Below are 19,402 nucleotides of genomic sequence, written 5' to 3'. Positions count from 1 at the left end.
GCCGCTTCAGTCATACTGATGCGCTTCGTGTCAGATTGCATGCCATGCCCTATACCCCGATTGTCGCCACGCTCGGCTACCTGTTGTCGCCTGACGGCACCCAGGTGCTGATGATCCATCGCAACGCCCGTTCCGGCGACCAGCACCTGGGCAAATACAACGGCCTGGGCGGCAAGATGGAGCCGGACGAAGACGTGCTGGCCTGCATGCGCCGCGAGATACGCGAGGAAGCCGGCGTCGACTGCGGCCAGATGCAGTTGCGCGGCACCATCAGCTGGCCGGGCTTCGGCAAGCAGGGCGAAGACTGGCTGGGCTTCGTGTTCCTGATCCACAGCTTCGACGGCACACCTCTCACCTCCAATCCGGAGGGGACGCTGGAGTGGATTGCGATCGAACGCATGGACCAGGTGCCAATGTGGGAAGGCGACCGCAATTTCCTGCCGCTGGTATTCGATGGCGACCCGCGCCCGTTCCACGGCGTCATGCCGTATCGCGACGGGCGCATGCAGTCGTGGACGTATTCGCGGATCTGATCGCTGCGTGCGCGGCACGTAGAGGAACGGCCAGCTGCACTGCGCCGGCAGACATTTGACCGAGCCCGACTGCTGCAGATCGACGTCCGCAGTGCGCGAGACGGGTCAGCCGACAGCGCTCACATCCGATCGGCGAACCGTGCCGGCGAGGAGCGCAGCAGTCAATACCAGCCAGGCTCAACCTTGCGGTACGGGAGATCGATCGCCGGGGAGCCCCACGGCTTTCCACAAAACGGCGGGCCTCGCCGACTTCTCCACATCCCCTGTGGATGGACGCTGCGTAAGTCTGTGGACAAGTGCGCGCACCCCTTGCGCCATCTGGCGCGTGCAACGGCTGGTCAAAATTTCGCCAACATGATCATTGGGCGGTCCAGCCGCCATCGATGGCGATGGATTGCCCGGTGATATTGCGTGCGGCATGCGACATCAGAAAGGCCACGGTGCCGGCCAGCTCGTCGTACTCGATAAAGGCCCCCTTGGGCATCGGCTTGAGCATCACATCGCGCACCACCGCGTCCTCGGCAATACCGCGGATGCGCGCCTGATCGGCAATCTGCCGCTCCACCAGCGGCGTGCGCACATAGCTGGGGCAGAGCGTGTTGACGGTGATGTCGCAATCGGCGGTTTCCAGCGCGATGACCCTGGCCAAGCCGACCAGACCATGCTTGGCGGCGACATACGCGCTTTTGTATGGGCTGGCCACCAGCGAGTGGATGCTGCCGATATTGACGATGCGGCCATAGCCGCCCGCCCGCATGCCGGGTAGCACGGCGCGACTGAGGCGTGCGGCGCCGGTGAGCATCACATCCACCATTAGCGCCCACTGCTGCATCGGGAACTCCTCCAGTGCGGCCACCTGCTGCAAGCCGGCATTGTTCACCAGTACCTGCGGGGCGCGTGATGCGTTGGCCAGCGCCTGCGCAACACTGTCTGTATCGGTCACGTCCAACGCCAGCGCCTCGGCCGAGCCGCCTGCCTGGCGCAACGCATCCGCCGTGCGCTCGGCGGCCGCCAGCTGCACATCGCTGACGAGCAGATGATGGCCGTCGGCCGCCAATTGGGCGGCGATACCGGCGCCAATGCCGCTGCCCGCGCCGGTGATCAGGATGCTGCGCATGGGGTGTCCTCAAGAAGTCGTGCGCGGCCGGGAGCGGTCACGCGGATCGTCAGCCTAGCCGAGTGCAGCGAAACGGTCGCCTGCGTGGCGCGCGCGCGTTACCCTTCGTGCCTTGCTCACCTCAGGTTCCGCATGAAACGCCATTTTTCGATGCTGCGCGATTTCCAACTCGCGGACTGGTTCACACTTGCCAACGCGTTCTGCGGCACCGGCGCGGTGTTTGCGGCCATGCAGTTTCTGCAAGAGGGGCATCGCGGCGATCTGCTGCTGGGCATGGCATTGATTCCGCTGGCGTTCGTGTTCGATGCGCTGGACGGGCACGTGGCGCGCTGGCGCAAAGCCTCTTCCACGCTGGGCCGCGAACTGGATTCGCTGGCAGACGTGATCTCCTTCGGCGTGGCGCCGGCGGCGCTGGGCTACGCATGCGGCATGCGCGGCGGTTGGGACTGGCTGGTGCTGAGCTACTTCGTCTGCTGCGGGGTCAGCCGGCTGGCGCGCTACAACGTCACTGCCGAAGAGATCGCTGGTGAGGCCGACAAGGTGCCGTATTTCGAAGGCACGCCCATTCCGACCAGCCTGGTGCTGGTGATCCTGCTCGCGGTTGCCGCCAGCAGCGGCCATATCGGCGACACCTTGTGGTGGGGGCAATGGCAGCTGGGGCCGTGGCAGCTCCATCCGCTGGTGCTGCTGTTTGCGGTGTCCGGCTCGCTGATGATCAGCAAGACGCTGCGTATCCCCAAACCCTGAGCGGCACACCGGTATGCACGCGGTAGGATGGCTGGGTGAAGGTCATTGGACGGGATGATGGCAAGCAGCGGTTCGGACAACGGCAACTTCGACGACAAGGCGCGCCAATACTGGGCTGCCTGGGGAGATGCCATGCGCCACGGCCAGGCCGGAGCCGCTGCGCAACAACCACCGCCCGCGTCCGGTAGCGACGCCCCGCAGGATTGGCGCAAGGCCCTGGATTGGTGGTCGCAGTTGCTGCCTACCCAGGCCGCCCCGCAGGCGCAGGAGGCCATCGACCGCTTTCGCACCCACGCCGGCGATTGGTTCGGCACCATGCAGCAGGTGGCCGCGCAGTTTGCCGGGCGTGACACCTCGGCCAATGAAGTCGCCGACGCCTGGCGCCAGGCCGTACAAGGGCAGGGCGAACAGCTGATGCAGTGGACGCTGGGTTCGCTGCGCGGCGGCAGCCCGGGCGGGTTCGATCCGTGGCTGCAGGACGCGGCACAGGCACTGCAAAAGTGGCGCGAGGAAAATGCGCCCTGGCTGGACATGCCGGCGTTCGGGTTGAACCGCAATCACCAGTCGCGCCTGCAGAAACTGGCACGTGCGCAGCAGGAGTTCCAGGCCCAGTCGGAGGCCTATGGCGAGCAACTCAAGGCGGCGATCGAGCAGGCGTTTGCGCGGTTCGCTTCCAAGTTGAGCGAGCACGAGAGCAGCGGCAGCCAGCTGACCAGCGCTCGCGCCCTGTTCGATCTGTGGATCGAAGCGGCCGAAGAATCCTATGCCGATGTCGCCTTGTCGGAGCAATTCCGCAAGGTGTACGGCGGTTTTGCCAACGCGCACATGCGCCTGCGCGCTGCGCTGCAGGAAGAGGTCGAGCAGCTCAGTGAACGTTTCGGCATGCCCACACGTTCGGAGATGGATGCCGCGCATCGCCGCATTGCCGAACTGGAACGCCTGGTCAGGCGGATGCTGCGTCATGCAACTTCACCAGCGAGCAGGCCCGCTGCGGCGCCGCAGCCTGAACCGGTGACACCGGCAGCCGGCAAGCGCGCGCCGTCCGCCAGGGCCAGCACGGTAGCGCGGCCGGCCCGCGCAGCGCAGGCAGTCAAGCCGGGCGCATCGAAGAAGGCGCCCGTCGGCAGGACCGCGACGAAAAAGGCGGCCCCGAAAAAGGCGCCAGCCGTCTCCAGGTCTGCGAAAACGACCGCGGTCAAGAAGAGCGGTAGCGCGGCATCCTCGCCCAAGACCGGGGCCCGTAAACCCGCCGCAGGTAAGAAACGTGGAGCGCAGGCATGAAAGGTCCATTGGGATTCAGCGCCGAAGACCTGATGCAGGAAACCCTGTCGATGCAACGCAAGTTGCGCGAAGGGCTCAAGCTGTTGCCGGGCGTGGACGATGTGGACTACGGCGTCACCGCGCGCGAAGAAATCTGGCGCGATGGCAAGGTGGTGCTATACCGCTTCATCGGCGAGCAGGCGCCGGTGGCCAAGACACCGCTGTTGATCGTCTATGCATTGGTCAATCGTCCCTACATGGTCGATCTGCAGGCGGATCGCTCGCTGGTGAAGGGGCTATTGAGTCACGGCCAGGATGTCTACGTGCTGGATTGGGGCTACCCGGACCGCTCCGAGCGCTACCTCACCCTGGAAGATTATTTGCTGCGCTACATCGATGGTGCGGTGGATCATCTGCGCGCGCAGTCGGGGCTGGAAGCGGTTGATGTGCTCGGCATCTGTCAGGGCGGCACGTTCTCGTTGTGCTACGCCGCGCTGCAACGCGATAAGGTGCGCAACCTGATCACCATGGTGACGCCGGTGGATTTCCATACGCCCGACAACATGCTGTCCAACTGGGCACGCATGGTCGATGTGGATCTGTTCGTGGACACCATGGGCAACGTGCCGGCGGATCTGATGAACGCCAGTTACCTGATGCTCAAGCCGTTCCGGCTGAATCTGCAGAAATACGTGGGCCTGCTCGACATCCTGGACGATAAGCAGGCGCTGGAAGATTTTCTGCGCATGGAAAAGTGGATCTTCGATTCGCCGGACCTGGCGGGCGAGGCCTTCCGCGAATTCGTCACGTTGTTTTATCAGCGCAACGGGCTGGTCACCGGGCAGGTCAGCATCGGTGGGCAGGCGGTCGATCTGCAGGCGCTCGACATGCCGGTGCTGAATATCTACGCCGAACACGACCACCTGGTGCCGCCGGATGCTTCACGGGCGCTAGCAGGGTTGATCGGCAGCGACGACTACAGCGAACTGAGCTTCCGTGGTGGGCATATCGGGATCTACGTCTCCGGGCGCGCGCAGCGCGAGGTGCCGGTGGCAATCCATCGCTGGCTGCAGGAACGTGGCGGCAATGCCTGAGATCGCTGCCTGCACGCCGCGCAGGTGACGCTGCGCTGAGCAGGCCACGCGGCCGTCACGATCTGCAGCGGTCGCGTTTTCTAGACTGTTGGCTACGTTTTGCAGGAGTCTTGCCATGTCTACCACCACGCTGTCCCGCTCCCTCAACGACCGCATGATCGCCGGTGTGGCTGGCGGCATTGCGCGTCGTTTTGGCTGGAGCTCGACGCTGCTGCGTGTGCTGTTCGTCATCGTGTCGATTGCCTCGGCCGCGTTTCCCGGCATCTTGGTGTATCTGATACTGTGGCTGCTGATCCCCAACCAGGCCGATTGAACCCGGCAATGCGCGGTCTGCCTGCGCTGCAGGCGCTGGGCGCGTTGTGGACGCTGCCCAACACCTTGATGGGGCTCGCGATCGGCGCGGCCGGATGGTGTTTTGGCGCATGCCCCGTCTGGTCTCCGCGGGAGCACGCCGTGGTCTTCCATGCCTGGCCGTGGGGCCCGGGTGGCGCGATGACGTTGGGCAACGTGATCTTGCTGAAGGGTGCATCGCTCGACCTGCAGTGCAGTACCTACGCACACGCTGCAGGCCGTTGCGAGCATCCATCGGTGCGCCTGGGCGACCACGAGCGCGCGCACGTCTATCAGTACATGCTGCTGGGGCCGCTGTTCCTGCCCGTGTATTTTCTGTGCGGTGGTATCCATGTGCGCAATCCGCTGGAGCGGGCTGCCGATGCGTATGCGATGCACGGCCACGGTTGGTGGCCGTGGGGTTTCAACCCAGGCGCGAGAAGCTGAACAGTTCGGACAGCGGGTGAGGCGTGCCCTCCAGTTGTGCACGCAATAAGCCTGCGCCAATGGCGCTATAGGTGATGCCGTTGCCGCCATAGGCCATCGCGAACGACACGCGTGGCCCCAGTTCGGCATGCGGCCCGAAGAACGGCAATCCATCGGCCGTCTCTGCGAAGGTGCCGGCCCATGCGAACGCCGGGCGCAGGCGCATGTCCGGCATGGTCTTGCCAATTTTCTTCAGCAGCGTCTTGAGCTTGCTCTGCACCCGTGCGTCGCGACGCGCAGGAATGTCGATGTTGTCGTCTTCGCCACCAGCGCCCCCGCGCCCGTCCGGTGTGCTGCGCATGTACAGATACGGGCGCGCGGTCTCCCACATCATGGTGTGCTTGAGCGCGCCCATGTCGCTGTCGCGCAAGGGGTCGGTCACGAAGGCGTAGCTGCTGCGATTGCGCGCCACCGGCTGCGAAAGCCAGCGCTGGTTGCTATAGCCGGCCGCCAGGATCACGTGACGGGCACGCACGCTCACACCGTCTTCGGTGCGCAGGTCGACGTGCAGGTTATGCGGTGCGATCGAGGCAATGGCGGTGCGGTCGTAGATGCGTGCGCCATATTGCTCGCACTCGGAAAACAGGCGGTAGCAAAGGCGGTATGGGTCCACGCTGGCGGCCAGGCGGCTCAGAATCGCACCATCGGAATGCACGCCGTAGTTGTGCCAGAGCAGCTCGCGTTCGATCCATTCCACCGGCAGTTTGTGCGCCTTGCGGGTCTCCAGCTCGCTGCACAGGTCTTTTATATCGCGCGAGCGGCTGGCGTAGTACAGGCTGTCCTGGCGCGTGAAATCGGTTCCGCCGAAGGTATTGCACAGGCCCTGCAGGTCGAGAATAGCCTGTGCGCACGCGCCATAGGCCAGCGCCGCTGCCTGCATGCCGTGCTGTTTGGCGAGCTCGATCATCGGCGTATCGATTTCGTACTGGAGCAATGCGGTGCTGGCCGAGGTGCTGCCCCAGCCGATATCGCGCTGTTCGATCACCACCACTTCGTGGCCATGGCGCAGGAGTTCGTGCGCAATCAGCGCGGCAGTGACGCCGCCACCGACGATGGCGACCTCACATTGAGTGTCTTGCTCCAGGCGCGGGTAGGCGCGCATCAATCCGTTGCGTATCGACCAGAACGGGTAGCCACTTTTGAGGTCCATGCGGTGTCAATCAGCGTGCAGATGGATGGCGATTGACGGCCAAGCGGGGTGAAGCGGCCGTGAGGCGAGCCCAGCCTTGCCACCGTCACCAAACAGCAAACAGCCGGCGTTAACGTGCGTGGAAAGCTCCTCACGGCGCGCTGGGTATCCTGCCGCCACAACGCAGCAACAGCAGCAGAAGAGGGTATGGGTATGTCGATTGTCCTGTACGTCGGTGGCAGCAAAGATGGCGACAAGGGCGTGGTGCCTTACGGTTTCAGCAAGTCGCGTGCGATGACCGATGCTGGCCCGGAGGTGTATGTCGAACGCATGGTGCCGCTGAAGGATGTCGGCAAGGTCCGCGTGATGGCGCTGGAATCGCTGCACGAAAGCATTCTGGTCGAACGCGCCGCTACCCATTACGCACGTCAGGTCAGCTGAGCGCGGCAGCATAGGTTTACGGCGGCGTTGTCAACGGGTTTCCGTGACGGGCCGGCACTGCGAAAATGCGTTTTTCAGTGAAGCGGTTCACCCCGCGCCGTCATGCACGATAGCCAGCTTGCCCAGCAAATTGCTCGCACCATCGCCGATGAGATCGGTGCCCAGCCCGCCCAGGCGCACGCCGCCATCGCCCTGCTCGATGAAGGCGCCAGCGTCCCCTTCATCGCGCGCTACCGCAAGGAAGTCACTGGCGGCCTGGACGACACACAACTACGCAATCTGGAAACGCGCCTGACCTATCTGCGCGAACTGGAAGAGCGCCGCGCGGCGATCCTGTCCAGCATTGGCGAGCAGGGCAAACTCAGCGACGAATTGCGCAACGAAATCGTGGCGGCCGACACCAAATCGCAGCTGGAAGACCTGTACCTGCCCTACAAGCCCAAGCGCCGCACCCGCGCGCAGATCGCGCGCGAAGCCGGGCTGGAGCTGCTGGCCGATGGCCTGTTGGCGGACCCGACGCAGTCCCCGGAAGTGGCCGCGGCAGCCTTCGTCGATGCCCAGAAAGGCGTTGCCGACAGCAAAGCGGCGCTGGAAGGCGCGCGTGCCATCCTGATGGAGCGCTGGGGTGAAGATGCGGCGCTGGTCGGTGAGCTGCGCAGCTGGCTGAGCGACAACGGCGTGATCCGCGCACGGGTTGCCGAGGGCAAGGAAGAGGCCGGTGCCAAGTACCGCGACTACTTCGATCACGCCGAGACATTGGCGAAGATTCCCTCGCACCGCTTGCTGGCGCTGTTTCGCGCACGCCGCGAGGAAATCCTGTACCTGGATCTGGATCCGGGCAGCGATGCCGAGGCCGGGCACCAGTACGCCGAAGGCCGCGTGGCGCGCAATGCCGGTATCTCCAACGAAGGCCGCCCGGCCGATCGCTGGTTGCTGGATGCGTGCCGGCTGACCTGGCGCGCCAAGCTGCATATACACTTGCTGTTGGACCTGTTCAACCAGGCGCGCGAAAAGGCCGAGGCCGAAGCGATTGCGGTGTTCGGCGAGAACCTCAAGGACCTGATGCTGGCGGCGCCGGCCGGGCCGCGCGTGGTACTTGGGCTGGATCCGGGCATCCGTACCGGTTGCAAGATCGCCGTGGTCGATGCCACCGGCAAGCTGGTGGCCACCGAAACGATTTATCCGCACGAGCCCAAGCGGCAGTGGGATCAGTCGCTGCAGACCATCAAGAAGTTGTGCATGCAGCACAACGTGGAGCTGATCGCGATCGGTAACGGCACCGCCAGCCGCGAAACCGACAAGCTGGCAGGCGAGGCGATTGCGCTATGCGGCGCGGCCAAGTTGCAGAAGGTGGTGGTGAGCGAGGCGGGCGCATCGGTGTATTCGGCCTCGGAGTTCGCGGCCAAGGAATTCCCGAATCTGGATGTGTCGCTGCGTGGTGCGGTGTCGATCGCGCGCCGTCTGCAAGATCCGTTGGCCGAGCTGGTGAAGATCGAGCCCAAGGCGATCGGTGTGGGCCAGTACCAGCACGATGTGGATCAATACCGTCTGGCCAAGGCATTGGAAGCGCGGGTGGAAGACTGCGTCAACGCGGTCGGTGTCTACGTCAATACCGCCTCGGCGGCGTTGTTGTCGCGCGTGTCCGGGCTGTCGGGCACGGTGGCGGAAAATATCGTGCGTCACCGCGACGACAATGGCCCGTTCAAGCGTCGCAAGGACTTGCTCAAGGTGCCGCGGCTGGGCGACAAGACCTTCGAGCAATGCGCCGGTTTCCTGCGCATTGCCGATGGCGACGAGCCACTGGACGTGTCGGCGGTGCATCCGGAAGCGTATCCGGTGGTCGAGCGCATCGTTAGCAGCACCGGCAAGCCGATCAAGGCATTGCTGGGCGACGGCAGTTTTCTGCGTGGCCTGAAGCCGGAGATGTTCACCGACGACCAATTCGGCGTGCCGACGGTGCGCGACATCCTCAAGGAGCTGGAAAAACCCGGCCGCGATCCGCGCCCCGAGTTCAAGGCGGCGCAGTTCGCCGAAGGCATCGAGGACATCAAGCACCTCAAGCCGGGCATGGTGCTCGAAGGCGTGGTCAGCAATGTGACTGCATTCGGTGCATTCGTCGATATCGGCGTGCATCAGGATGGACTGGTGCATATCTCGGCGTTGTCGGAAACCTTCGTCAAGGACCCGCGCGACGTGGTCAAGGCCGGCGACATCGTCAAGGTCAAGGTGCTGGAAGTGGATGTGGCACGTAAGCGCATCGCGCTGACCTGTCGTCTGTCCGACACGCCGCCAGCGGCGGATGGCTCAACGCAACCGCGTGAAGCCCGCGGCAACGGCGGTCCGGGGCAGGGCAGGCGCGATGGTGGCGGGCGTGGTCAGGCGCAGGTTAACAACAAACCGCGGATTACCGCGCCGCCGGCAGACAACGCGCTGGCAGCCGCATTCGCACGTGCCAAACGTAGCTAGTTCGCGCCTCGATTGTTCGGTGATCTGGGTGGCATCGATCTAACGTCGCAATGGGATGCTCTGCCATTCGTCTTGGGTGTCCTAGCCGCAGATCATGACGAGATAGGTGGCCATCATCTCTCTTTGGTAGCGGACACGCCGACCAAAGCCCCTTGGGTGATCTGCCGCCTGGTTGTCGGGCTTTTGGCGGCCCACCATCGCAGGACACGCTGCAAGTACGTCCGTGTAGCGCCTTGGCACCATCCATGCCGCCAAGGCGCTCCCAAGGATGGGTTCACGGCGTGTCCCGCAGGCGGCGAGGGCAGCGCACGCTCGATCAGCCAAGCTTTCACTGACTGAGCGCGGTAGGAGCCGAGCGCACGCGGTGCAGATAGGCTTCGTCAATTTCGCCGATCGGTGAGAAGGCAATTGACTAAGCCACTTTCGCAAGCGGCGAGCCATCGCACCCTCGACCAACCAAGCGTTTCACCATCTCAGCACTGGAGTCAGTAGAGCCTTCGATGCAGGCAGGCATCCTCAGTGTGCCGATCGGTGACGAAGTCACCGATCAAACGCGCTCCAGCACTATTCCGCCGCATCCCGCACCGCGCGCGTGGGAAAGATCAAACGTTCGATCAGATCGACCAGGCCGGGTGGTTCCACCGGCTTGCCCATGTGCGCATCGAAGCCGGCCACCACCGCGCGGTCGCGGTCTTCTTCGCGGACATAGGCGGTGAGGGCGATGGCCGGAATATGCCGTGGCAGATCGGCGCGGCCCGAACGCACGGTGCGGATCAGATCGTAGCCATCGCGCAAGGGCATGGCGATATCGCTGACCAAGACGTCGAAGTGCGCGTTCGCCAAGCATTGCTCGGCCGCCTCCACCGATCCGGCAGCCTGCACCTGCGCGCCGGCCAGCATCAGGAACTGCATCACTGCTTCGCGCGAATCCTGATCGTCGTCCACGAGCACGACGCGCACACCAGCCAGGCGATCGCGGCACTCGTCCGGCAGCTTGCCCATGTGGCTGGTGCCTGCCGAGGCAGGGCGCAGGTCGCTCACTCCGTGCCGGAACGGCAACACGATGGTAAATAGTGCGCCCTGGCCTGCGCCCGCGCTGGACGCATCCAGGCTGCCGCCATGCAGGTCCACCAACTGACGCGAGATCGCCAGGCCCAGCCCCAGGCCGCCCACGCGCCGTGTGGTGCCTGCATCGGCCTGACGAAAACGGTCGAACACATGCGGCAGGAAATCCGCCGCAATGCCGATCCCGGTGTCCTGTACGCACAGGCGCAGGCGATCGTCTTCGACGTCCATGGCCAGCCGCACCGTGCCGCCGGCAGGGGTGAACTTCAGCGCATTGCTGAGCAGGTTGGTCAGCACCTGCTGCAGTCGCCCGGCATCGCCGAAGAACCACAGTTCGCCATCGCAAGGCGCATCCAGCTCCAGTGCGATCTTACGCGTCAACGCAGTCGGCTGCATGAGTTCCAGCGCGCTGCGTACCAACCCCGCGATATCGAAATGTTCTGCCTGCAGGCGGATCTTGCCGGACATGATCGCGCTCATATCCAGCAGGTCGTCGATAATCTGCGTCTGCGCACGCGCACTGCGTTCGATGATCACCAGGCCCCGGCCCAGATTGACCGGATCGGCGATGTCCGATTGCATCAACCGCGACCAACCCAGAATCGCGTTCAGTGGTGTGCGCAACTCATGGCTGAGCGTGGCCAGGAATTCGTCCTTGACCCGGTTGGCATGCTCGGCCTGCGCGCGCGCGGCGGTTTCCGCCTGCAGCGACAGCTTGAGCTTGGCATCCACCCGGGTACGTTCGATCACGATGCCGGCCAGGTGCGAGGCCGAGCGCGCCATTGCCTGCTCGCGTAAGGACGGCAGGTGAGGGCGGTCGTAATAGATATTGAGCGTGCCCAATACCTGCCCGTTGCTGGCCAGGATCGGTGTGACGCAACACGCGGCGATGCCCATCGCCGCCGAAACCGCATGGTGGCTGCTGAAGCTTGCATCGGCCTGGATATCCGTGCAGATCACCTGACGCCCCAAATCCGCCGACAGGGCGCAGGGCGGACCCTCCGGTCCGATCGGCGACGGCTCGAAGTGCCCGCGGTACTCGATCGGAAAATGCGGTGCCGAGCCGAAACTCAAGGTGTGGTGGACCTCATCGCGCACCATCACCGAACAGTACAACGGGATTTCACCGCGTGCCTCCACACTCAACGCGATCGCATCCAGCACCACCGGCAGCGGCGCGCCGGTGGTGATCAAACTCAGGATCGCGCGGTCCGAAGCGGTGGCATCTTCGATGTGCTTGCGTTCGGAAATGTCGGTAAGTGAGCCGATGTGTCCAAGAAAACGCCCGTCGCTGGCGAAGTGTGGCGATGCGGTGTCGATGCACCAATGGTATTGCCCGTCATGCCGGCGCACGCGGTATTCGGCGAGGAATTCGCCGCGTTGATTGAGCGCCTGTTCGAAGGTATGCCGCACGCGTGCTGCATCGTCGGGATGCATCACATCCCACCAGCCCTGGTCCAGTGCCTGGTCTTCCCCCTGTCCGGTGAAGTCGTACCAGCGCGGGTTCCAGTACACGCAATCGCCTTGCGCGTCGGCCATCCAGATCATCGCTGGCACCGTCTCGCAGAGCGCACGGAAGCGCACTTCGCTTTCGCGTAACTGCTGTTCGAATGCGCGCCTGTCATGAATATCGGTGTAGGTACCGATCCACTCGCTGATACTGCCATCATCGCCGCGCACCGGTAGCGCGCGCACCAGGTGCCAGCGCGATTGCCCATCGTGACGCAGCAGTTCGCACTCCACCTCAAGAGCGCGCTCGCCCTTCAATGCCAGGCTCCAGGCCTGCGCGGACAGGCGCAGTCCATCGGCAGTGTGCGCGCGGTGCCAGGCGGCATCTTCGTTGCTGGAAGGATCCAGGCCGGTGTATTCGTACCAGCGCTGATTGAAGTAGTGCGGGCGTCCGTCCGGATCGGCGATGAAGATGATCTGCGGCAGCGTATTGGCGAGGCGGCGCAGGCGCGCTTCGTTGGCCGCGAGTTGTTGCTGCGCCTTGGCCCGTTGCATCGATTCCCAGCAGCGTGCCACAACCAAGCGCACCAATTCGATCTCGGCCGACAGCCAGCGCCGCGGTGCACGCTGATGGACGCCGATGGCTGCCACCAGCCGGTCGTGCTTGTGCAACGGAATGGCCAGCGAGGCGCGCAACCCGGAGCGGCGGTACTGCTCAGCCACATAGTCCGGCGCACCCGGCGCCAGTGCATCGGTCGTGAACCAGGGGCGGTTTTCCAGCAGTGCATCGCGCAGGCCCTGTCCGGCCTCCAGTGGGAAATCGCCTTGCAGGCTCGGCATGTCCTGCACATGGTCGCTGATGACATGCATGGTGCTGCCATCGGCAGCCACCAGACCGAATGCGCAACGGTTCGCCTGCAGATGCTCGCCAAGCAAGCGCACGCTGGTGTCGATGATCTGCCGCGGATCGGACACGTGCTGCAGTGCGTCTTCCAGCATCAATAAAAAACTGTCGCGACTGTCGCTGCGACGTTGCTTGCTGACGTCAGTCGTTGAATCAGCAACGCCGATGTAGAGCGCACCTAACTGCTCGCCCGCTTGCAGCACTGGGCTGCATGACCAGCTCGCCAGATCCAGGGCCATTGTCGCCGCTGGCTCGCCATCGCCATCAGATGCGCATTTCAGCGCCGCAAGCGGCTGCCCGAATGCCGCCGGATGGCGTGGCCCCAGTCGTGCAATGCAGGCATCGTTGTAGATGCAGCGGGCGTCGCGGCCCCATACCAGCAGCATCGGAACCTGCGCATGCAAGCAGATCGACAATGCTGTGCGTAGCGCAGGACTGTTACCCAGCAGGGCGTCCGCAGCGTGCACGGAAGCGGCTAGCAATGCTGCAGTTTCGCTCGTCTCCGGCAGCAAGCCGGCCAACGGCGACACGGTAATATCCATCCAGCGACCCGCCCGTCATTCTTCGATGACAAATTCTAGTAGCAACGGGCCCGGCGCCGGTGGTGCCGCGGAGCCGGCGATTCAGCTAATCGCTGCCCGCGCATGGCAAAACAGCGCGTCGATGGCAGGAAGATAGGGTGTTGGAGAGAGGGCATGCGTGCCGCACCGGGGCGGCACGCGATGCGGCCGGTGCTACTGCTCAGCCCCCGGCGTCGCGCGACGCGCGCGCCCTGGACAGGGCGCCAACCAGTTCTTCGGACAGAATAGGGCTTGATAAGGATGACGCCATGTTCGAATCCGCTCGGGATGCTGCCAATGGCAGCGCCGGTCGCCAGCACAAACGGGATACCGCGCTCGGACAACAGGCGTGCGACCGGTTCGCTGGTTTCGCCATTGCCCAAGCGATAGTCAAGCACTGCGATATCCGGTGCGTCGGTGCTGATCAGCTGCAGGGCATCGCGCACTTCGCCGACCGGGCCCATGACGACGGCACCTGCCTGAACAAGCTGCAGATCGAGCAGCATGGCATTCATGTCATCGTTTTCGACCACGAGTACCCGAACTCCACGCAACACCGACATTGCTTACTCCTTCACCAAGTCGGCAAGTATATCGGGACTGCCTGTACACAGCGCTGCAGACCCCGCTTGCGCCTGAATTCGTCAGGCGCAAACTGACACTGTTCGTTTCAACAACAAGTCGCTATACTGCGCGGCCACGCCGAAGTGGCGGAATCGGTAGACGCAGCGGACTCAAAATCCGCCGCCCTTAAAAGCGTGTGGGTTCGAGTCCCACCTTCGGCACCAAGTTGTTGCTGTACCAGCGAAAGCCCTTCCGGAGAAGTCCGGTGGGGCTTTTTGCTGTGTGGCGTTTCGGCAGGATGTAGGGCTTCGTTGACCACTGCGCAGCCAGCGAGGCTGGCGACCCTCGGCGCACCCAGGCCGAGCTGAGCACGAACGCGCGGGCATGATCGGCGCACGGTATACGACTGGCTGGCGTCGGGAGTCGATTCGTTGCAAGTGCGTCTGCGTGGCGCAGATGCCTACTTGCCGGCACGCACACGCATCGGTCGCGCAGCTGTTGCGCGCCACGGAATGCGTAGGTAATGAATGACGTTGCAGGCACGCGACCATCACGCTGCTTGCGTACCGTGGGAGTTTCTTTTGAATAGGTGAGGCCATGGACTTCGATGCTTCGCAACAGCTGCGCATCCTGCGCGACATCCACGACACCAAGCCGGTGGCCGACGAAGAGGGAAACTGGGCGGTACGCGCCGGCTACGCCACGCAGGCCGAAGATGGCGACATCGACCTGACGCACGAGGGTCGCAAGGCGCTGGATAGCGGGCAGACCTGAGTGTTCGGCACAGTGCGCTGTGTGGCTGGCTTTGAGATCGAATGGAGGCTTTACTCATCCCAGTAGCGCGCGATGGGAGCCTGCGTCGCGCATAGAGCACATTGTGAGGGATGATCAGCCGGCGATGCAGTGGCTTGCGAGTGCGTAGCGGGGTGTTGCACGCAAGCTTCGCCATTGAGACGCGCCTGCACGCCTACTCGTCCCGGCCCGCAAGAGCCGCAACATGCGTCCGACACGCGGGTTGAGGCACAGGCAAAAAAAGCCCCGGCATTGCCGGGGCTTTTAGATGATTGGCGTCCCCACGGGGATTCGAACCCCGGTGTCCACCGTGAAAGGGTGGTGTCCTAGGCCTCTAGACGATGAGGACGCGTATCAAAACCTCGTTGTCCACTTTAGACGGCCTAATGTCTGGAGTGGTGGAGCCAGGCGGGATCGAACCGCCGACCTCCTGCATGCCATGCAGGCGCTCTCCCAGCTGAGCTATGGCCCCGCGTTGCTGCGAGCCGGAAAGCATAGCGACATCGCCGCGCGATGGGAAGCGTTCTAGGCAAAAAAGTTGCAGCAAGGGCGCAGCCGCCGGGCGAATTGCTAGGCAGCACGCGTCGAGTGCGTCGATTGAACAGCAGTGACGCGCACCTTGAGTGCACGAAGCGCCTCAATTCCTCGGTGTTCGCGGCGCGATGGACTGCGGAAGGCAGCGATATCGACGCACTGGATGAGTCGATATTAGTGTGCGCTTACTTCGACAGCTGTCGATCTGCGAGCAACTGCGATGCCGGGCCGCGACTCGTCAATTGCTTGGATCAAGCAGGCGTTGGCAGCGGTAATGGCCTCGCCAAGAGCCATGTGCGCCTATCGATGCGCGCGCCGAGCGCTGCGCCAACCTCGGCACAGATTCAACTCTTCTATCCGCCGCATCATGCCAATGAATCAGGGCACGCCCGACGTTGCGCAGAACTGGGTGCGGCCCGGTGACAGGCTAAAAAAAAGCCCCGGCATTGCCGGGGCTTTTAGATGATTGGCGTCCCCACGGGGATTCGAACCCCGGTGTCCACCGTGAAAGGGTGGTGTCCTAGGCCTCTAGACGATGGGGACGCGTATCAAAACCTCGTTGTCCACTTTAGACGGCCTAATGTCTGGAGTGGTGGAGCCAGGCGGGATCGAACCGCCGACCTCCTGCATGCCATGCAGGCGCTCTCCCAGCTGAGCTATGGCCCCACGAAACTGAGAACGAAGATGATAGCGGCCTGTTAATGTTCGCGCAAGCGCTTTTTCATTCCGAATGAGACGGTGCGGCGTTTGCCTGGAACTCAGTTGACACCGTGTAGATCGCGCAACTGCGTCTGACGCGCGCCGAAGTACGCCGCAAGGTCGGCAATGTCCTGATCGCTCAGCGCGGTGGCCTGGGCGGTCATCAATGGATACTGACGGTCGCCGCTACGGTAGGCCTGCAGCGCATGCGCAAGGTAGTCGCCGTATTGACCACCCAGTTTGGGATAGCTGGGATCGATCGGCGCATTGCCATCGGCGCCGTGGCAGTCCACGCAACTCTGACCGGTCGCCTTGCCCTTGGCATGGGCAAGTTTGTCGCCGGCGTCGGCGTGGCCGGTGGGCAGACCTGCCGACGAGCCGGAGCCGTGTTCGCCGCTGGCGTGGATAGGATCGCCAGCGGAGTGGTCGGTAGACTCAACCTGGGATTGGGAACAGGCCGCCATCATCAGGGCAGCGACCAGGACGATGGCTAGACGCGGAGCGTGCAGGGCGTTCGGCATGTGGGCGCTTACTTGAGGGTGGACAGAAAGGCGGAGATGTCGGCGATGTCCTGCTCGGAGAAACTCTGCGCCTGTGCCTGCATGGTTGGATGTTTGCGCTTGCCCTGGCGATATTCGGTCAATGCCTGGGTCAGATACTGGCTGGTCTGGCCGCCGATCTTTGGCACACGATAACTGGGATACGCGTTCTTATAGCCGGTGACACCGTGGCAGCCCTGGCAGGTATAGGCGAGCAAGCGCCCATTTGACGGGTTACCGGTCGGCGCGGCAGGGATTGCCACCGCTGCAGCAGGCGCCGGAGTGGCCGGCGCTGCGGGTGTGGCTTGCGGTGTTGCTGATGCGCCCCCAAACGGCAGGAAGACGACCAGAGCGAGACAAGCGGCGAGCGGCTGCGGGCGCATGGTTTCGTATCCGGAAGACTGATTGAGCGTCCGCACGTGGGGGCGTGACGGAACCGGACCGAGTATGCCTGCGATTTGGCGCGGCGCAAACCGGGTGAATAGGCCAACTTGAATAGATCATGACCTTTAGCGCATTGGCGGTATGTTCATTTTGGTGGTCTACTCACCTACAACACCTGTTCACGGATCCACTAGGACACGACGATATCGCCACTCTCCTTTTTGCCGGGTCGCAGCGGAACCTGCGCCGCTGCATTGTTGATCACCACGAGCCTGCTGCTGGGCGGGTGCAAGGCTGGAGAGGGAGAGGCCAAGGCGGCCGAGGAAAAGAAGGCCGTCGATGCAGTACCAGTGGAAATCGCCAAGGCTGCACGACGTGCGGTGGCCGCCAGTTACACCGGCACCGCCGCGCTGCAGCCTCGCGCCGAGGCGCAAGTGGTGGCCAAGACTTCGGGCGTTGCGCTGTCGGTGATGGTGGAAGAGGGGCAGAAGGTCTCGGCGGGTCAGGCGCTGGTGCGCCTGGACCCGGATCGTGCGTATCTGGCGGTGGCACAGAGCGAGGCGCAGCTGCGCAAACTGGAAAACAGCTATCGCCGCGCCACGCAGTTGGTAGGGCAGCAGTTGGTCAGCGCCGCAGATGTGGACCAACTTAAATTCGATGTCGAAAACAGCCGTGCGCAGCACCGGCTTGCATCGTTGGAGCTGTCGTACACCACAGTGCAGGCGTCGATCTCCGGCGTGATCGCATCGCGCTCGATCAAGACCGGCAACTTCGTGCAGATCAACACGCCGATCTTTCGCATCGTCGACGATTCGCAGCTGGAGGCCACGCTCAACGTGCCCGAACGCGAATTGGCCACGCTCAAGTCGGGCCAGCCGGTAACTTTGCTCGCCGATGCGCTGCCGGGCCAGTAATTCGTTGGCGAGGTGGATCGCATCGCGCCGGTGGTGGACTCGGGCAGCGGCACGTTTCGTGTGGTCTGCGCATTCGACCAGGGGGCCGAAGCGTTGCAGCCGGGCATGTTCGGGCGGATCCGCATCGATGACGACCAGCGCAAGGACGCGTTGGTGATCCCGCGCCTGGCATTGCTCGACGATGGCGAGCCGACGGTGTTCGTAGTGCGCAATGGCAAGGCCAGCCGGGTGCCGGTGAAGCTGGGCTATGCGGAAGGGCCGTGGCTGGAAGTGCGCCAGGGTTTGAAAGAGGGCGACCAGGTGGTGACCGCTGGCAAGGTGGCGCTGCGCGACGGCACCACCGTGCAGGTGATCGGCCAGCCCGATCGCAAGCCGGTCGCGACCGAGGCTGCTGCGCCCGCACATGATGAGACGCACGCATGAGCGAGAACGGCAACCCGCACGGACCCGTGCACGACCCGCATGCGCCACTGCCCGGCGGTGGTGGCCTGGTGGCCTTCGCCACGCGGCGACGCCATGATCACCGTGACCATGCTGCTGTTCGGGCTGATCGCGTTGCGCAGCCTCAAGGTCAATCTGCTCCCGGACCTGAGCTATCCCGCGCTCAAGGTGCGCACCGAATACACCGGTGCGGCGCCGGCAGAAATCGAAACGCTGGTGACCGAGCCGGTGGAAGAAGCCGTCGGCGTGGTCAAGAACCTGCGCAAGCTCAAGTCGATCTCGCTCACAGGGCAGAGCGATGTGGTGCTGGAGTTTGCATGGGGCACCAATATGGACCAGGCCAGCCTGGAGGTGCGCGACAAGATGGAAGCCTTGTCGCTGCCGCTGGAAACCAAGCCGCCGGTGTTGCTGCGCTTCAACCCTTCTACCGAGCCGATCATGCGGCTGGCGCTGTCGCCCAAGCAGGCGCCGGCCTCCAACACCGATGCGATCGGCCAGCTTACCGGCTTGCGTCGCTATGCCGGCGAAGACCTGAAAAAGAAGCTCGAACCGGGAGCCGGCGTGGCCGCGGTCAAGGTCGGTGGCGGGCTGGAGGACGAGATCCAGGTGGACATCGATCAACAGAAGCTTGCCCAGCTCAATCTGCCGATCGACAACGTGATCACTCGGCTCAAGGAAGAGAACGTCAATATCTCCGGCGGCCGGCTAGAAGAAGGCGACGTCCCCCCGATTTTGAGTAGCACGCCAGTTTGGAGTCCAATTCCCTACCTGAAGGAGATTGGACGTGAAGAAGCGTTTTACCGAGGAACAAATCATTGGCTTTTTGCGCGAGGCCGAAAGCGGCGTGGCGATCAAAGATCTGTGCCGGCGACATGGCTTCAGCGAAGCCTCGTATTACCTATGGCGCAGCAAGTTCGGTGGGATGAGCGTGCCCGATGCCAAGCGGCTCAAGGA

14 protein-coding genes, 5 tRNA genes and 4 pseudogenes are annotated in these 19,402 nt (G+C 63.7%); 13 read left to right on the top strand and 10 right to left on the bottom strand.

Annotated elements, in window-relative coordinates; genetic code table 11:
- Nucleotides 1-44: 44 nt before the first annotated feature.
- Nucleotides 45-533, top strand: coding sequence for an NUDIX hydrolase (locus tag XAXN_RS06415; RefSeq protein ID WP_054318943.1), 489 nt, complete (start codon nucleotides 45-47; stop codon nucleotides 531-533).
- A 358-nt stretch (nucleotides 534-891) separates the two neighbouring features.
- Here the strand turns inward: XAXN_RS06415 and XAXN_RS06410 are convergent, their stop codons facing one another.
- Nucleotides 892-1,650, bottom strand: coding sequence for a 3-hydroxybutyrate dehydrogenase (locus XAXN_RS06410; protein WP_054318936.1), 759 nt, complete (start codon nucleotides 1,648-1,650; stop codon nucleotides 892-894).
- A 132-nt stretch (nucleotides 1,651-1,782) separates the two neighbouring features.
- Here XAXN_RS06410 and XAXN_RS06405 point away from each other — a divergent pair, with 132 nt between their 5' ends.
- The 5 genes and pseudogenes from XAXN_RS06405 (at nucleotide 1,783) to XAXN_RS06385 (ending at nucleotide 5,548) form a co-directional block, all read left to right on the top strand.
- Nucleotides 1,783-2,397 (top strand): CDP-alcohol phosphatidyltransferase family protein, encoded by a 615-nt coding sequence (locus tag XAXN_RS06405; RefSeq protein ID WP_054318935.1) that lies wholly within the window; start codon nucleotides 1,783-1,785, stop codon nucleotides 2,395-2,397.
- Between the two features lie 54 nt (nucleotides 2,398-2,451).
- The gene (gene phaE / locus XAXN_RS06400) at nucleotides 2,452-3,678 is read left to right on the top strand and encodes a class III poly(R)-hydroxyalkanoic acid synthase subunit PhaE (protein ID WP_054318934.1); all 1,227 of its coding nucleotides are present in this window, start codon (nucleotides 2,452-2,454) and stop codon (nucleotides 3,676-3,678) included.
- Nucleotides 3,675-4,751 carry a class III poly(R)-hydroxyalkanoic acid synthase subunit PhaC gene (locus tag XAXN_RS06395; protein WP_054318933.1) on the top strand — a complete coding sequence of 359 codons (1,077 nt, stop codon included), beginning with the start codon at nucleotides 3,675-3,677 and terminating at the stop codon, nucleotides 4,749-4,751. The genes phaE and XAXN_RS06395 overlap by 4 nt, the downstream gene beginning before the upstream one ends.
- 115 nt (nucleotides 4,752-4,866) lie before the next feature.
- Complete coding sequence (locus tag XAXN_RS06390; RefSeq protein WP_054318932.1) at nucleotides 4,867-5,064, top strand: PspC domain-containing protein; 198 nt, start codon at nucleotides 4,867-4,869, stop codon at nucleotides 5,062-5,064.
- A gap of 8 nt (nucleotides 5,065-5,072) precedes the next feature.
- A pseudogene (locus XAXN_RS06385) lies at nucleotides 5,073-5,548 on the top strand (hypothetical protein).
- Here XAXN_RS06385 and XAXN_RS06380 read toward each other — a convergent pair.
- The gene (locus XAXN_RS06380; protein WP_054318931.1) at nucleotides 5,506-6,717 is read right to left on the bottom strand and encodes an NAD(P)/FAD-dependent oxidoreductase; all 1,212 of its coding nucleotides are present in this window, start codon (nucleotides 6,715-6,717) and stop codon (nucleotides 5,506-5,508) included. The pseudogene XAXN_RS06385 and the gene XAXN_RS06380 sit on opposite strands and share 43 nt — an antisense overlap.
- A gap of 192 nt (nucleotides 6,718-6,909) precedes the next feature.
- Here XAXN_RS06380 and XAXN_RS06375 point away from each other — a divergent pair, with 192 nt between their 5' ends.
- Both XAXN_RS06375 and XAXN_RS06370 read left to right on the top strand, forming a co-directional pair.
- Entirely contained in the window at nucleotides 6,910-7,137 is a 228-nt protein-coding gene (locus XAXN_RS06375; RefSeq protein WP_017157548.1) for a hypothetical protein, read from the top strand.
- A gap of 102 nt (nucleotides 7,138-7,239) precedes the next feature.
- Entirely contained in the window at nucleotides 7,240-9,603 is a 2,364-nt protein-coding gene (locus XAXN_RS06370; protein WP_054318930.1) for a Tex family protein, read from the top strand.
- Nucleotides 9,604-10,167: 564 nt separating this feature from the next.
- Here XAXN_RS06370 and XAXN_RS06365 read toward each other — a convergent pair.
- Both XAXN_RS06365 and XAXN_RS06360 read right to left on the bottom strand, forming a co-directional pair.
- Entirely contained in the window at nucleotides 10,168-13,563 is a 3,396-nt protein-coding gene (locus XAXN_RS06365; protein ID WP_054318929.1) for a PAS domain S-box protein, read from the bottom strand.
- A gap of 199 nt (nucleotides 13,564-13,762) precedes the next feature.
- Nucleotides 13,763-14,144 (bottom strand): annotated as a pseudogene (locus tag XAXN_RS06360) (response regulator).
- Between the two features lie 138 nt (nucleotides 14,145-14,282).
- On the opposite strand from XAXN_RS06360, the gene XAXN_RS06355 reads away from it, so the two are divergent.
- Together XAXN_RS06355 and XAXN_RS06350 are read left to right on the top strand one after the other, a co-directional pair.
- A tRNA-Leu gene (locus XAXN_RS06355) sits at nucleotides 14,283-14,369 on the top strand.
- Nucleotides 14,370-14,742: 373 nt separating this feature from the next.
- Nucleotides 14,743-14,919, top strand: a complete 177-nt coding sequence (locus XAXN_RS06350; RefSeq protein WP_003482805.1) for a hypothetical protein — start codon at nucleotides 14,743-14,745, stop codon at nucleotides 14,917-14,919.
- Between the two features lie 291 nt (nucleotides 14,920-15,210).
- Here the strand turns inward: XAXN_RS06350 and XAXN_RS06345 are convergent.
- From XAXN_RS06345 to XAXN_RS06320, 6 genes are all read right to left on the bottom strand, one after another.
- A tRNA-Glu gene (locus XAXN_RS06345) sits at nucleotides 15,211-15,286 on the bottom strand.
- Between the two features lie 47 nt (nucleotides 15,287-15,333).
- Nucleotides 15,334-15,409: transfer RNA gene (locus XAXN_RS06340), tRNA-Ala, on the bottom strand.
- Nucleotides 15,410-15,938: 529 nt separating this feature from the next.
- Nucleotides 15,939-16,014, bottom strand: a tRNA-Glu gene (locus XAXN_RS06335).
- 47 nt (nucleotides 16,015-16,061) lie between these two features.
- Nucleotides 16,062-16,137: transfer RNA gene (locus XAXN_RS06330), tRNA-Ala, on the bottom strand.
- Between the two features lie 92 nt (nucleotides 16,138-16,229).
- Nucleotides 16,230-16,691 carry a c-type cytochrome gene (locus tag XAXN_RS06325; RefSeq protein ID WP_054318928.1) on the bottom strand — a complete coding sequence of 154 codons (462 nt, stop codon included), beginning with the start codon at nucleotides 16,689-16,691 and terminating at the stop codon, nucleotides 16,230-16,232.
- A gap of 8 nt (nucleotides 16,692-16,699) precedes the next feature.
- The gene (locus XAXN_RS06320) at nucleotides 16,700-17,092 is read right to left on the bottom strand and encodes a c-type cytochrome (protein WP_042822571.1); all 393 of its coding nucleotides are present in this window, start codon (nucleotides 17,090-17,092) and stop codon (nucleotides 16,700-16,702) included.
- Nucleotides 17,093-17,296: 204 nt separating this feature from the next.
- Between XAXN_RS06320 and XAXN_RS06315 the strand changes: the two are divergent.
- The 3 genes and pseudogenes from XAXN_RS06315 to XAXN_RS20735 all read left to right on the top strand — a co-directional run.
- A pseudogene (locus XAXN_RS06315) lies at nucleotides 17,297-18,430 on the top strand (efflux RND transporter periplasmic adaptor subunit).
- A pseudogene (locus XAXN_RS06310) lies at nucleotides 18,427-19,165 on the top strand (efflux RND transporter permease subunit); the annotation flags it as partial. The pseudogenes XAXN_RS06315 and XAXN_RS06310, both read left to right, overlap by 4 nt.
- 67 nt (nucleotides 19,166-19,232) lie before the next feature.
- Nucleotides 19,233-19,402, top strand: a 170-nt coding sequence (locus XAXN_RS20735; RefSeq protein WP_134984843.1) for a transposase, incomplete at its 3' end; no start/stop codon positions are given.

It is taken from the genome of Xanthomonas axonopodis (assembly GCF_001304695.1).
Classification (GTDB): domain Bacteria; phylum Pseudomonadota; class Gammaproteobacteria; order Xanthomonadales; family Xanthomonadaceae; genus Xanthomonas; species Xanthomonas axonopodis.
Note: the sequence above shows the minus strand (reverse complement) of the source record. Positions and strands in the feature narration are given on the sequence as shown.